Here is a 13,864-nt window from a genome sequence, read left to right on the forward strand (position 1 = left end):
GTAACGCGGTCCTCGAGCAGTCCGGCTTAGGCGACAGGATGTGAGGAAGGGTCCACGGCAGGTTCTAGGTGTCGTTGCAACACCTGAGTGATTGGTGGTGTTGTGGGACGTTTTGGTCGGCCTGAGGTGTTGCGTGAGGTTGTGCGGGTGTTCTGGGAGGCGAGGTCTTCCGGGTTGTCCGATGAGGTGGCCGCGGAGGTTGCCGGGCTTTCCGCTACGGCGGCGCGAGGGATCGTCCGTCAGCATGGTGGGGTGGATCCTTCGATTGCGCCCCCGTGTGGGCGGTACCTGTCCTTTGATGAGCGTGAGTTGATCGCTGTGTGGCGCGCGGAAGGGTGCAGTGCGCGCGAGATCGGCCGTCGTCTGGGCCGGAGCCCGTCCACCATTAGCCGGGAGCTGGCCCGGAACGTCCGCAACGGGGGCCACCGCCCCTACCTGGCGTCCGCGGCCCAGAACCGGGCCCAGAAGCTGGCACGGCGGCCCAAGGCCCGGAAGCTGGCATCCAACGAGGCCCTGGCGCTCTACGTTGCCGGGATGCTGACGGCCCGTGAGCGGTTGTCTCCGGAGCAGATCAGTGTCCGGCTGCGGATCGATTTCCCTGATGATGAGAGCATGCGCATCAGCCCGGAGACGATCTATCAGTGCATTTACATCCAGGGCCGCGGAGGGCTGAGAGCCGAGCTCTCCGCGGCCCTGCGGACCGGGCGTGCGGTGCGCCAACCAAACCGGCGGGCCGGGATGCGGAAGCCACGGGTCCCGAAGGAGCTGCTGATCAGTGAGCGCCCGGCGGAGGCCGATGATCGGGCCGTTCCCGGACACTGGGAGGGCGACCTGGTCATCGGCACCCCCGGCACCGGGGCGATCGGAACGCTAGTGGAACGCAGCAGCCGCTTCGTGATGCTCCTGCACCTGCCCAACGGCCACACCGGCGAGCAGGTTCTGGCCGCCATCCAGGAAACCCTGCCCATGCTGCCCGCCCACTTGCGCCGGTCCCTGACCTGGGACCAGGGCGCGGAGATGGTCGGAATCCATGACCGCGTCAAGGTCGCCACCGGAGCGGATGTGTACTTTTGCGACCCTCACTCGCCCTGGCAGCGCGGCACGAACGAGAACACCAACGGGCTCTTGCGCCAGTACTTCCCCAAAGGGATGGACCTGACCACCGTCACGCGTGAGGACCTCGACTACGCCGCCGCCGGGCTCAACGGCCGCCTACGCAAAACACTCGGCTGGAAAACCCCCGCACAAGCCCTCGAGCAAATTCTGGAAGAATCAGCAGCTTAGGACGCGTGTTGCAACGACCGCTGGAATCCGCCCACGTTGAAGCGACGGGATGTGAGGAAGCGTCGGGGGAGGGCCGGTAGAGTTGGTAGCCATGGAAAATCTCTTCAGCCACGCCGCCGGCAACGAAGCGCCCGAGCCCGTAGATAACCTGGACCCGGTCATCTGCACCGTGGTGGTCCCCGGGCCTGTGTCCCGCGCCTTTATGGGGTTCACCGACCACACTCATCTCTGGTGGCCGATGGAGACCAACAGTGTGTATGGTCCGGGCTCGTACGTGGAGTTCGAGGAGAACCTGATTCTCGAAAGCTCCGATGACGGCCGGGGCGCCACCTGGGGAACCATTGACGATTGGCAGCCTCCGCTGTCCTTCCACGCATCCTGGTATCCCGGCAGTACCGCGCTGTGGTCAACCGAGCTGCGCGTCGTGTTCCGCGGCGTTGAGGAAGGCGCCGAGGTGCGCGTAGTCCATGACGGTTGGGAAGGGGCCGAGGATCCGGCCGGCACCCGTGCCGTTTGGGAGAAGGACTGGCCGGAAGTTTTGAACCGCTTCGCAAGGTTCATGGGCAGCGCTGCACAGTAGCGGCAACCTACGCCGGGGGCACTGCCGTGCTCCGGCGAACCACAAACCGCGTCGGGTATTCGGTGTCTAGGACGGCCCGGTCCGTTCCGCCGTCGAACCCTTCCAGCAGCAAGCGCACAGCCAAGGCTCCCTGGCCGCGCGGATCCTGATCGATCGTGGTCAGGCCGAATAGTTCCCCCAGTTCGTGCCCGTCCATGCCGAGCACCGACAGGTCCTCCGGCACCCTGAGCCCAAAATCCCTGGCCGCCAGTATGGTCCCGATCGCCATCTCATCTGAGGCTGCAAAGACGGCGGTGGGCCGTTCCGAGGTTCCCCCCAGCAGGTCCCGTGCCACGGCGTAGGCACCCTCGACGGTGAAGTCAGCCCGGACTACCCACGACGGCCGCACGGGAAGTCCTGCAGCCGTCATCGCCTTCTCATAGCCTGCACGCCGGGTGCGCGGGATCTTGAAGTCCTGCTCGTACACCGAATCGCCCGTAATGTGTGCGATCCGGCTGTGGCCGAGCCGGATCAGGTGGTTGACGGCAGTTTCCGCCAGGCCGTGGTCGTCTATTCGGACGGTGGAGGCTCCCGGCAACGCTCCGCCGATGACCACGAGGGGCCGCTGGATGGCCAGCATCTGGCCGATCTCGTCCTCCGTCAGCGCCAGTGCCACCGCGATGACCGCATCCACGCGTTTCCGCAGCAGGAAGTCCTGGAGAATGCTCCGGCGCCGGACGGTCCCCTCCGTGATGTTGTAGAGCGTCAGGTCATAGCCGGCGTCGAGGAGAGCTGCTGAGACGCCCTCCACCACCGAGGCGAAGTACCAGCGGCGGACGGTGGGGACCACAAGGCCGATATTCCGGGTGCGGCCGGAGGCGAGGCTGGATGCCTGGTAGGAGGGCACGAAGCCGAGCTCGGCCGCAGCTGCCCGGGCACGCTCGCGGCTCGCCGGCGACACGTGCCCCCTGCCGCTCAAGGCTCGGGAAACGGTGGCTATGGAAAGCCCGGCCCGTTCCGCAACGTCCTTGATGCCGGCCATGTCTCAGCCCTTCATGCCCTCTGCAGAGATCCGCAGCCAGACGGCTTCCCCCGGGCCCAGGCCAAACCGCTGATCTTCGTCGCCAGGGCCCAAGTGCGACGAGCTGCGGAGCACAACCTCGCCGGCGGGCAGTTCCAGGGGATCTGGACCGATGTTCATGACCACCAGAATGTCCCCGTTGAGGAATGCCAGGGACGACGCGGTGCACCATTCCTCCGCCCAGGCGAGCGAACCCCGCCCAAGGTCCAGTTCCCGCCGGACATTGAGCATGCGCCGGTACAGGTTCAAGTGCGACGACGGGTCCCCGGCTTGGGCGTCCCGCGCCAGTTTCGCGAAGCTCTCCGGCTGCGGGAGCCAGGGCGCGTCGCCATCGCCGAAGCCGCTGTGGCGTTCGGATGCCTTCCACGGCAGCGGGACCCGGCATCCATCGCGTCCCAGCCGGGCGCCGCCGGTGCGCGCAAATGTTGGGTCCTGCCGCTGGCGGTCCGGGATGTCGATGCCGTCGGGCAGGCCAAGCTCTTCGCCCTGGTACAGGTAGGCGCCGCCGGGGAGGCCCAGCATGAACAGCGACGCCGCCGCGGCCCGGGTCCGGCCCAGCTCCTCGTCCGGCTGGGGGTCCTTGGGGCCGATGCCGTCGCCGTCCCGCGGCCCAGACCAGTCGTACCCGAAGCGGGTGGCGTGCCGGACGACGTCGTGATTGGACAGCACCCAGGTGCTGGGGGCACCGACGGCATCCAGGGACGTCAGGGACTCGGTAACGATGTGGCGCAGGCGGGGGAGGTCCAGCCCTGCGTGGAGGTAGGGGAAGTTGAAGGCCTGGTGCATTTCGTCGGGCCGTACCCAGTGGGCCAGCCGCGGCAGGGGGTCCACGTTGGCTTCCGCGCAGAGAATGCGGTCGGGACCATACTCCTCGAGAATCCTGCGCCACGCACGGTAGATGTCGTGCAGTGCCGGCTGGCCGAACATCGGCGCCTCGTGTCCGGGGAACCCGTCGGAGCTGCTGCCGTCCGCGCGCCCGCCCCAGGCGGGAAGGCCCGGGGCCTTGACCAGGGCGTGCGCGACGTCCACGCGGAACCCGGAGACGCCCCGGTCCAGCCAGAAGCGCAGGATGCGCTCGAACTCGTCATGCACGGCCTGGTTGTCCCAGTTGAAGTCCGGCTGCGATGAATCGAAGAGGTGCAGGTACCACTGGCCGGGCGTGCCGTCAGGTTCGGTGATGCGGGTCCAGGCGGAGCCGCCGAAGTGCGATTCCCAGTTATTGGGTGGTTCGTTTTCCTCGGTGCCCCGGCCGTCCCGGAAGATGAACATGTCCCGTTCGGGGCTGCCCGGGCCGGCGGCCAGTGCGGCTTGGAAATCGCGGTGCTGGTTTGAGCAGTGGTTAGGAACCAAGTCCACGATGACGCGCAGGCCCAGGCGGTTCGCCTCAGCCACCATGCCGTCGAAGTCGCCGAGCGTGCCGAAGATCGGGTCGACGTCGCAGTAGTCGCTGACGTCGTATCCGGCGTCGCGCTGCGGCGAGCGGTAGAAGGGTGAGAGCCAGACGGCGTCCACGTTGAGCTCGGCAAGCTGCGGCATCTCGGCGGTGATCCCCGCGAGGTCACCGATGCCGTCGCCGTTCATGTCCCGGAAGGAGCGTGGGTACACCTGGTAAATGACGGCTGATCGCCACCAGCCGTGGGCGTTGTCCGGGGCGTGGATGGGCGTCAGGGCGCCGGCCAGAGGCGACGCCGAGTGCAGAAACGAGTCAACAGACATTGGCCAATCCTAAGGGTGGGAGGGCCTTTAATGAAAGCGCTTACACCACTCGAACGATTGACAATTGAGTCACAGCACGCGGCAACGTGGTCACGTCAAGAGACTGAATTGGAAACGCTTCCAGCTGTTGGTGCGACAGCACAGGCTTCGATCGAGCCAAGGGGCGAGGGGTGTGGTCCACGTGACATCTAGACTGGAGCAAAGTGATTGGACGGGAGACCCATGGGCAGCATCGCCGACGAACTGACATCAATCCTGGGGCCGCAGAAGGTCCTCCGGGACGGCGCCGCACTCGCGGTTTACGCGGTGGACCAGGCCCCCGTGCTGGACTACCGGCTGCCCGCCGCCGTGGTTCTGGCGGAGTCCGTCGACGACGTCCAGGCCACCGTCAAGGCTTGTGCTGCCCGGAATGTGCCGCTGGTGGCCCGCGGTGCCGGGACCGGAGTCTCGGGCGGCGCCCATGCCAGCGAGGGGTGCGTTGTCCTTGGCCTGGAACGGATGAACCGCGTTCTGGAGCTCAACGCGGACGACGAGACCGCCGTCGTCGAACCCGGCGTCATCAACGCCGACCTGAACGACGCCGCCGCGGCACACGGGCTTATGTTCGCTCCGGACCCCGCGAGTTTCAGGATTTCCACCATCGGCGGGAACGTGGCCACCAACGCCGGCGGCCTGCGGTGTGCCAAATACGGCGTGACCCGGGATTCGGTGCTGGCCCTGGACGTGGTCCTCGCGGACGGCTCGCTGCTGCACACCGGGCACCAGACCTTCAAGGGCGTGGCTGGCTACGACCTGACCGGGCTGTTCGTGGGATCGGAGGGCACGCTGGGAATCGTGGTGGGTGCGACCGTCCGGCTCAAGTACCTGCCCCGGGAGGTACACACCATCGCCGCGTTTTACCCCGACTTCCGGCAGGCGGCGGCCGGCGTGCTCGCTGTCGGCAAGGCCCGCGTGCAGCCGGCCATCATGGAACTGCTCGACGGCGGATCGCTGGCCCAGCTGGACGAGCTGCACGGCTCCGATCTCGCGGCCCGGGGAGCTTCGCTGCTCCTGGTCCAGACGGACGGCTTCGGGGCGGCGGCTGAGGCCGACGTCGTGCGTGAAGTGCTGGCGGCCGGCGGCGCGGTGGTGACCACCGAGGCCAGCGCCGAGGCGGAACAGCTGGTGGAACTGCGGCGCAACAGCAGGGGCGTCGAGGTGGATGACGAGTACCGCGTGGGTGAGGACGTTGCCGTGCCGCGTTCCCGGCTGGTGGACTACGTGGCGGCGCTTGAGGCGCTCGCCGAGGCCCACGATGTCAGGCTGAAGGTGGTGGCCCACGCGGGGGACGGGAACCTGCACCCCACGTTCTGGATTGACCGCGTGAACGACGAGGTGGACGCCGGCGCCATGCTTCGCCTGAACACGGCACTCGACGCGTCCATTGTTGCGGCCCTGGAAATGGGCGGGACTATCACCGGCGAGCACGGCGTGGGGCAGTACAAGCTGCGCTGGCTGGGCCTCGAGCAGCCGGAGCCGCTCCGTGAGCTGCAGCGCCGTATCAAGAACCTCTTCGATCCCGCCGGCATCCTGAACCCGGGCAAGGCGATCTAACGGAGGGCGGCCAAGGCCCCCGGCAGACCTAGACCAGTTCCAGGCCGTCGGCCACAACCCTGCCGCGGTGGATCACGGTGCGGTCGGTGCCCCGGTCCATGACCGCGGAGGCCACCGTTTCGCCGTCGAGCAGCAGCAGCTCGGCCGGATCGCCAGCCTCAAGGCCTGGGCGGTGCGCCGTGCCATTGAGCCGAGTTGCCGAGGGATCCAGGACGCTGGCGCCGCCGACCGTGGCGATGGCAAGGCAGTGCCCGATCAGTTCGTCCCGGCGGAAGCCGTGCGTGAAGGCCAGCTGCCAGGTGCGGTCCAGCATGTCCGTGTTTCCGTACGGGGACCAGTAGTCGCGCTGGCCGTCCTCGCCAAGGCCCACCCGGACACCCGCCTCCGCCAGCAACGGGAGGGGGAGCTGGCCGGATGCTGCCGGTGCAACCGAGGCCATGGAGATGTCCAGTTCGGCGAACTCATCGATCAGCCGGCGGGTGGTGGCCTCGGAGACGCTGCCCAGCTGGTAGGCGTGGGAGATGGTCACCTTGCCCTGCATGCCCAGCGCGCGGGTGCGTTCAAGCACCAGGTCAGTGCTGAAAACACCCAGTTCGCCGGGCTCGTGCAGGTGGATGTCGATGGGGACCTGGTACTTCTCGGCCAACCCGAAAACGATGTCGAGGTGCCGGGCGGGGTCGCGGTCCAGACTGCAGGGATCGATGCCGCCCATGACGTTTGCGCCGGCCTTCAGCGCCTCTTCCATCAGCGGGACGGTGCCCTCCTCCCGCAGAAGGCCGGCCTGCGGGAAGGCGATGATTTCGACGTCGGCCCGGTCCCTGAACTGGTCCCTGGCGGCGGCGACGGCGTCGAAACGCTCCAGCCGGCAGTCCACATCGACCTGGGCGTAGGAACGGACCCGGGTGGTGCCCCGCGCGATCATTCGGCCGAGGGTGTTGTTGACGCGCTCCTGCAGCGGGACTTCGGCGTTGCGCCAGTTCAGCCGGTCGTTCATCATCATGGTCCACACGCCCGGCCCGCCCGTGTGTTCGCGGAACGGCAGCCCGATCCGGGTGGAGTCCAGATGGACGTGGACGTCGGAGAAGGACGGCACCAGCAGCCGGCCGCGGCCTTCGACGACGGTAGCCGCCGCCGGTTTCGCCGGGCGGTGCGGTTCGACGGCCGAGATCCTGCCGTCTGCAATGAGGACATCGCTCAACGGCTGTCCCCACGGCCGGACGGCGCGGATCAGGGTGGTCAACGCAGCACCTCAGTCGTCGGCGTCGGGATAGTCGTCCTCGGTCTCATCGGCGCCGTACCGGGATTCCTCCGTTTCCACGGCGAGGATCTTCAGCAGCTCCGTGTCCGGGTTCAGCATGATGGCGGCCTCGTCGCGGCGGTGGCGCAGGATGGAGTCGATGTAGGACTGGACGGCCTCGGCCAGCGGGATGTGCCGTTCCTGCTTTTCGGACATGTACCAGCGGTGCTCCAGCACCTCGTGCACGGCTTCGGCGGGTTCGAGCTTTCCGGAGAGGTCGCGGGGGATGGACCGGACGATCGGCTCGAAGATCTGGCTGACCCACAGGTGGGCGCTGTATTCCTCATCCATCTCCGGATTGTTGTCCGCCCGGAAGGTGTCCATGTCGTTCAGCAGGCGGCGGGCCTGGTTCTCCTGGGCGTCGAGTCCGGTCAGGCGCAGCAGGCGGCGCATGTGGTGGCCGGCGTCGACCACCTTCGGCTGCAGCTGGATGGTGGAGCCGTTCTGGGTGGTCTTGATCGCGTACTCTTCGACATCGAAGCCGAGCTCGTTGAGCCGGCGGATGCGGGCGCCGACGCGCCAGCGCTCGCCCAGTTCGAAGGATTCCTTGGCCGTCAGCTCGGTCCAGAGGCGACGGTAGCTTTCCATGATGAGTTCACTGGTGGCCACCGGGTCCACCTTCTCCTCGATCAGGCCGCCGTCGAGGAGGTCCATGAGTTCGCCGGCGATGTTGACGCGGGCGATCTCCAGGTCGTACTCGCGCTGGCCGGTGGAGAGGTCCGGGTACAGTTCGCCGGTTTCGGCGTCCACCAGGTAGGCGGCGAAGGCTCCTGCGTCCCGGCGGAACAGGGTGTTGGAGAGCGAGACGTCGCCCCAGTAGAAGCCAATGAGGTGCAGCCGGACCATGAGCAGCGCCTGGGCGTCGATGAGCCGGGTGAGCGTGTCCTTGCGCAGCATCTGCGAGAAGAGCGCGCGGTACGGCATGGAGAACTTGAGGTGCCGGGTCACGAGGACCGGGTTCAGGGGACGGCCGTCGGGGGTAGTGCGGCCGGTGATGACGGCGACGGGTTCCACGCAGGGTACGTCGAGGCGCGCGAGCTTGCGGAGCATGTGGTACTCGTGGCGGGCCACGTGCTCGGACGTTTCCTTGATGGCGATGACTGAGCCGCCGAGGTGGGCGAACCGCACGATGTGCCGCGAGATACCGCGGGGGAGCGCGGCGAGGTTTTCCGCCGGCCAGTCCTCGAGCGCTATGTGCCACGGCAGGTCCAGGAGCTCGGGGTCGGCGGCGGCCGCCGTGATGTTGAGGTTGCTGGCGACCGAGGCTGCCTTGTCGTCGTTGGCGCTGGCCGCTTCGAACCGCGGCAGTTTGCCGATCTGCCCGTAGTCGGTGGGTTCATCGTGCCACTGCGCGTTGTGTTCCTCGGTCATGGCTCAATTCTTCCGTATTTTGCAGGGGGTGCCTAAAAGGGGACAGCGGTTAAAGCCCGACGGCGGCCCTCCGGTTTAGGGGAGGACCGCCGTCGTTTGCGCTGGGCCCACGCCGGCAGGGTTCCCTGGCCGAAGCGGAGCGAGGTTAGGGTGCCGGTGGGGAGGACTGTTAGTCGCCCAGGCGCTCGCCGGTCTTGGTGTCGAACAGGTGCACGTGGCCGGACTGCGGACGGACCCAGAGGGACTCGCCCTTCATCGGCGGGCGGCGGCCGTCGACGCGGGCCACGATGTCGTGGGTCTTGCCGTCCAGCGTGGTGTGGCCGTAGACGTAGGCGTCGGCACCGAGTTCTTCGACGACGTCGACCTCTACCTGGATGCCTTCGCCCTGTGCTGCGGTCTCGAGGTCCTCGGGCCGGCTGCCCAGGGTAACCGTCTGGCCGTGAGCCTCTTCAAGGACGTTGCGCGGCACGGGGTAGACGGTGCCGCCGAACTGGACGCCGCCGTCTACCACGGGAAGTTCCAGCAGGTTCATGGCGGGGGAGCCGATGAAGCCTGCTACGAAGACGTTCTTGGGGCGGTCGTACAGGTTGCGCGGGGTGTCCACCTGCATCAGCAGGCCGTCCTTGAGCACCGCAACGCGGTCGCCCATGGTCATGGCCTCGACCTGGTCGTGGGTCACGTAAACGGTGGTGACGCCCAGGCGACGGGTGAGGGAAGCGATCTGGGTGCGCGTCTGGACGCGGAGCTTGGCGTCCAGGTTGGAGAGCGGCTCGTCCATGAGGAAGACCTGCGGGTTACGCACAATGGCGCGGCCCATGGCGACACGCTGGCGCTGACCGCCGGAGAGTGCCTTCGGCTTGCGGTCGAGGTACTGCTCAAGGTCCAGGAGCTTGGCGGCTTCACGGACGCGCTCGGCGCGCTCTTCCTTGCTGACACCGGCGATCTTGAGGGCGAAGCCCATGTTGTCCGCCACGGTCATGTGCGGGTACAGCGCGTAGTTCTGGAAAACCATCGCGATGTCGCGGTCCTTCGGCGGAACGTCGGTGACGTCGCGGTCGCCAATGAGAATCCGGCCGGCGTTGACGTCCTCGAGGCCTGCGAGCATGCGCAGGGAGGTGGACTTACCGCAACCGGAGGGTCCAACGAGGACCAGGAATTCGCCGTCGGCGATTTCGATGTTGAGCTTGTCAACAGCGGGCTTTTCGGTGCCCGGGTACAGACGCGTAGCGTTGTCAAAAGTAACTGTTGCCACAGTTATCAATCCCTTCACCGGCAGGTACGTGCCGGACGATCCGTAGTGAATGGTTCATGTAATTCAGTTATGCCCTACATGGTGACTCCCCGGCCCAGGCCGAGGAGCATCGAGTGACGCCGCACGGTTCTGTGCGCCACATCACAAAGAAGAGTATGTCAGATTTATCGTGAATCGGACAAAATGTTACGGACGTCACAGATGGGATGCGTCACAGGACTCCTGCACGCTACGCGGGAGCGACGGCTTTGCGGCGTTCCCGCAGCAGCGCTTCGAGGAGCTCGGCGATGTGCACCGGCGCCTCCACCCGGAACTGCGCCTGGGTGAAGTCGAGGCCCACCTTCACGCCGACGTCGTGCTGCCCGAGGCGGGCCAGGGCATCCTCGTCGGTGGTGTCGTCGCCAGCGAAGAGCACGCCCGTGGCGCCGGTGGCCTGGCGCAGGAAGTCAACGCCCTCACCCTTGGACGCGTGCACCACGGATGTCTCAAGGACGCGCTTGCCGTTCTTGAGGTAGACGCCCGTCCGGTCCTGGAGCGCGGCGCGGGCCGCTGCCACGGCGTCCTCCCCGACGTCGTCCGCGGCCAGCCGGGTGTGCAGCACAACGCCGGCCGGCTTTTCCTCCAGGACGGTCCCGGGGGCCAGTTGCACGATTTCGGTCAGGATGCCCCGGACTTCGTCCAGGAGCGACAGTTGCTCCGGGTCGAGGGTCAGCGGCACCGACCCCGGACCCAGCCACGCCTCGGCGCCGTGGCTGCCGATCAGCAGGGTCTCCTCCGGCGGGGAGGCGACCGCGCGCAGACTGTCCAGTGCCCTCCCGGAGATGAGTGCCGTCGTCGTACGCGGTAAAGCGGTTAATTCGGCGAAGGCGGCAGCCGAGCGGGGAAGCGGACGCGCGTCCCCGGCGTGGTCCACGATGGGGGAGATGGTGCCGTCGAAGTCCATGGCGACCAGCAGGTGGTCCGTGCCGGCGATGCGCCGCACCGCCTCCAGCAGTTCGGGGGACAGTGCCAGCCGGGTGCGGCCGGCCTCGCCGGTGTGATCAGCCTCAGGAGTCATCGCGGACCACCTTCTCGTTGAGGGCCTTCAGGAAGTCGGCGGACCAGTGGTCGACGTCGTGGTCGAGGATCTGCTTGCGCATGGAGCGCATGCGGCGGGCCGCTTCCTTGGGGGGCATGTTGACGGCCCGCATTACGGCGTCCTTGAGGCCGTCGATATCGTGCGGGTTCATCAGCAGTGCCTGCTTTAGCTGGTCCGCGGCGCCGGCGAATTCGCTGAGCACCAGGGCGCCGTCGTTGCTGGTGCGTGCCGTGACGTACTCCTTGGCCACGAGGTTCATGCCGTCGCGCAGTGCCGTGACCAGCATGACGTCCGCCGCCAGGTAGAGCGCCACCATCTCCTCCACCGGGTAGCTGTGGTGCAGGTAGCGGACGGCCGTGTTTTCGATGGTGTCGTAGGTGCCGTTGATGTGGCCCACGGTACCCTCGACCTCTTCGCGCAGGAGCCGGTACTGCTCCACGCGCTCCCGGCTGGGGCTGGCAACCTGGATCAGCGTCGCGTCGCCCACGTTGAGCTTGCCCTCGTTCAGGAGCTCCTCGTAGGCCTTGAGCCGGTGGCCGATGCCCTTCGTGTAGTCCAGCCGGTCCACGCCCAGCAGGATGGTCTTCGGGTTGCCGAGGTCCTGCCGGATCTGGCGGGAGCGTTCAATGATCTCGGGCTTCTGCGCCAGTTCGGTGATGTGCTGGACGTCGATGGAAATGGGGAAGGCCTGGGCGCGGGCGATATGGGTGTGCGCGCCGTCGGCGTCTTTCACGTGGACCTGCTGCTGCTTGACGCTGGCGCCCAGGAAGCGGCGGGCTGACCGCATGAAGTTGCCGGCGTCGCTGCTGCGCTGGAAGCCCACCAGGTCGGCTCCCAACAGGCCGTCGATGATGGCCTGGCGCCAGGGGAGCTGCGCGAAGATCTCCGGCGGAGGGAACGGGATGTGGTTGAAGAATCCGATCCTCAGGTCCGGCCGCGCTTGGCGCAGCATCCGCGGCACCAGCTGGAGCTGGTAGTCCTGCACCCATACAGTTGCGCCCTCATCGGCGGTACGGACGACGGCGTCGGCGAACCTTTTGTTCACCGTGCGGTAGGCGTCCCACCAGGTTCTGTGGAACTCCGGCGGCGCGATGACATCGTGGTACAGGGGCCACAGCGTCGCGTTGGAAAAGCCTTCGTAATACAGCTCAACGTCATCGCTGCTGAGCTGGACCGGGACAAGGTCCATGCCCCCGTGGCTGAACGGCTCGACTGTCTCGTCCGCGGCACCGTGCCAGCCCACCCAGGCTCCGTCCGTCCTGGTCATCATCGGAGCAAGGGCGGTGACCAGGCCGCCGGGAGAGCGCCGCCAGCCGGAGCCGTCATCTCCCGGCTCGCCGGGGGCGCAGCGGTCCACCGGCAGGCGGTTGGAGACCACCATGAAGTCGTACTTGGTGGCATCCTTCGGACCGTCCTTGGCGGGGTCCGAGCTGCTGCCGGGCACGGCCGCGCTTTCCGTTTTTGTGTCGGATATGTCGCTTACAGCTCCGTGCATTGGGGCTCCCTGAGGTTGCTTGTGGCTCTCATTAACCCTATCGGGCCGGAATCTTCCGGGCCATTCGTCCGTTGGTCAGGCTGAACGAAATACTTGAAAGCGCAAGCTCCGGGTTCTCCCCTAAACTGGGGGAGTTGGCCCCGGGTGGTCCGCATCTGTCCGTACGACACGAGGAACTAATGAGCCCCGCAAACGAACCCCGCCAGTCCAAAGCACAACGCACGGCTGACGCCCGCGAGAAAGCCCGCGAAATCCGCGAGGCGCAGCTTAAGAAGGACAAGCGGAACAAACTGCTCATTGGCTGGGGCATCGTGGTCGCCGTCGTGGCCATCCTTGCCGTCGTCGCGCTTGTGGTGACCAGCAGCCTCAAGAACAACGCCCCGGTGGCGGACCAGGGCCCCACCCCGGCCAACGGAAACGTCCATGGCGGTGTCACGCTGCTCAAGGGCACCGAAGTGGCTAAGTCGGACGCCGCGACCGTGAACGTGGCAGACATTCCGTCGCCTGCGGCCTCGGCACCCGCCACCGTTACGGCGCCGGGTGCGGAGGCCGAAAAGGGCAAGCCCGTGAAGGTTGTCCTCTACATCGACTTCATTTGCCCCGTCTGCAAGAACTTCGAAGCGACGTACAACGAGACCCTGACGAAGCTCCGCGACGAAGGCAAGATCACCGTGGAGTACCGGGCCCTGGGCTTCCTGGACACCCGCTCCACCACCAACTACTCCTCCCGTGCAGCCAACGCCGCCGCCTGCGTGGTGAACGAATCCCCGGAGAAGTACTCGGCATTTGTGGACACACTGTTCGCCAACCAGCCGGCCGAAGGCGGCGCCGGGCTCTCCGACGACGAACTGAAGAAGCTGGCCACGGACGTCGGCGCCAAGAGCATCGACTCCTGCGTCGAGAACAAGACGTACCGTCCGTGGGTCAAGTACACCACGCAGGAGGCCGCGGCCATTGGCGTGAGCGGTACACCGACGGTCCTCGTGGACGGCAAGCAGTGGGGCAAGGGCGACAGTGCCCAGACTGAATTCCCCGCTTTCGTCGAGGCGGCCATTAAGGCCAAGGCCTAGAGGTTCTTCATAGGCAGTGGCCCGGCGTTCGGATTTTCCGGACGCCGGGCCACTGTTCTGTTTAACTG

11 protein-coding genes are annotated in these 13,864 nt (G+C 66.8%); 4 read left to right on the forward strand and 7 right to left on the reverse strand.

The window, feature by feature from the left end; genetic code table 11:
• Nucleotides 1-87: 87 nt before the first annotated feature.
• Complete coding sequence (locus tag LFT45_RS04130; protein WP_442863567.1) at nucleotides 88-1,284, forward strand: IS30 family transposase; 1,197 nt, start codon at nucleotides 88-90, stop codon at nucleotides 1,282-1,284.
• Nucleotides 1,285-1,375: 91 nt separating this feature from the next.
• The gene (locus LFT45_RS04135; RefSeq protein ID WP_236806866.1) at nucleotides 1,376-1,864 is read left to right on the forward strand and encodes a hypothetical protein; all 489 of its coding nucleotides are present in this window, start codon (nucleotides 1,376-1,378) and stop codon (nucleotides 1,862-1,864) included.
• A gap of 7 nt (nucleotides 1,865-1,871) precedes the next feature.
• Here LFT45_RS04135 and LFT45_RS04140 read toward each other — a convergent pair whose 3' ends face one another.
• Nucleotides 1,872-2,885 carry a LacI family DNA-binding transcriptional regulator gene (locus LFT45_RS04140; protein WP_236806868.1) on the reverse strand — a complete coding sequence of 338 codons (1,014 nt, stop codon included), beginning with the start codon at nucleotides 2,883-2,885 and terminating at the stop codon, nucleotides 1,872-1,874.
• Nucleotides 2,886-2,888: 3 nt separating this feature from the next.
• On the reverse strand, nucleotides 2,889-4,640 hold the full coding sequence (locus LFT45_RS04145) for a glycoside hydrolase family 13 protein (RefSeq protein ID WP_236806870.1): 1,752 nt from the start codon (nucleotides 4,638-4,640) through the stop codon (nucleotides 2,889-2,891).
• A gap of 222 nt (nucleotides 4,641-4,862) precedes the next feature.
• Here LFT45_RS04145 and LFT45_RS04150 point away from each other — a divergent pair, with 222 nt between their 5' ends.
• On the forward strand, nucleotides 4,863-6,233 hold the full coding sequence (locus LFT45_RS04150; RefSeq protein WP_236806879.1) for an FAD-binding oxidoreductase: 1,371 nt from the start codon (nucleotides 4,863-4,865) through the stop codon (nucleotides 6,231-6,233).
• Nucleotides 6,234-6,261: 28 nt separating this feature from the next.
• Here LFT45_RS04150 and LFT45_RS04155 read toward each other — a convergent pair whose 3' ends face one another.
• The 5 genes from LFT45_RS04155 to LFT45_RS04175 form a co-directional block, all read right to left on the reverse strand.
• On the reverse strand, nucleotides 6,262-7,473 hold the full coding sequence (locus LFT45_RS04155) for an amidohydrolase (protein WP_236806880.1): 1,212 nt from the start codon (nucleotides 7,471-7,473) through the stop codon (nucleotides 6,262-6,264).
• A 9-nt stretch (nucleotides 7,474-7,482) separates the two neighbouring features.
• On the reverse strand, nucleotides 7,483-8,901 hold the full coding sequence (locus LFT45_RS04160) for a DUF4032 domain-containing protein (RefSeq protein ID WP_102973129.1): 1,419 nt from the start codon (nucleotides 8,899-8,901) through the stop codon (nucleotides 7,483-7,485).
• Nucleotides 8,902-9,070: 169 nt separating this feature from the next.
• A complete protein-coding gene (locus tag LFT45_RS04165; protein ID WP_236806882.1) occupies nucleotides 9,071-10,153 on the reverse strand; it encodes an ABC transporter ATP-binding protein in 1,083 nt (360 codons plus the stop codon).
• Between the two features lie 229 nt (nucleotides 10,154-10,382).
• Nucleotides 10,383-11,210 (reverse strand): trehalose-phosphatase, encoded by an 828-nt coding sequence (otsB, locus tag LFT45_RS04170; protein ID WP_236806884.1) that lies wholly within the window; start codon nucleotides 11,208-11,210, stop codon nucleotides 10,383-10,385.
• Complete coding sequence (locus tag LFT45_RS04175) at nucleotides 11,200-12,612, reverse strand: alpha,alpha-trehalose-phosphate synthase (UDP-forming) (RefSeq protein WP_236808957.1); 1,413 nt, start codon at nucleotides 12,610-12,612, stop codon at nucleotides 11,200-11,202. Before LFT45_RS04175 ends, otsB begins: the two co-directional genes overlap by 11 nt.
• 293 nt (nucleotides 12,613-12,905) lie before the next feature.
• On the opposite strand from LFT45_RS04175, the gene LFT45_RS04180 reads away from it, so the two are divergent.
• Nucleotides 12,906-13,796: a DsbA family protein gene (locus LFT45_RS04180; RefSeq protein WP_236806885.1), complete on the forward strand. Its 891-nt coding sequence runs from the start codon at nucleotides 12,906-12,908 to the stop codon at nucleotides 13,794-13,796.
• Nucleotides 13,797-13,864: the final 68 nt, after the last annotated feature.

The sequence above is a fragment of the Arthrobacter sp. FW305-BF8 genome (assembly GCF_021789315.1).
Lineage (GTDB): Bacteria > Actinomycetota > Actinomycetes > Actinomycetales > Micrococcaceae > Arthrobacter.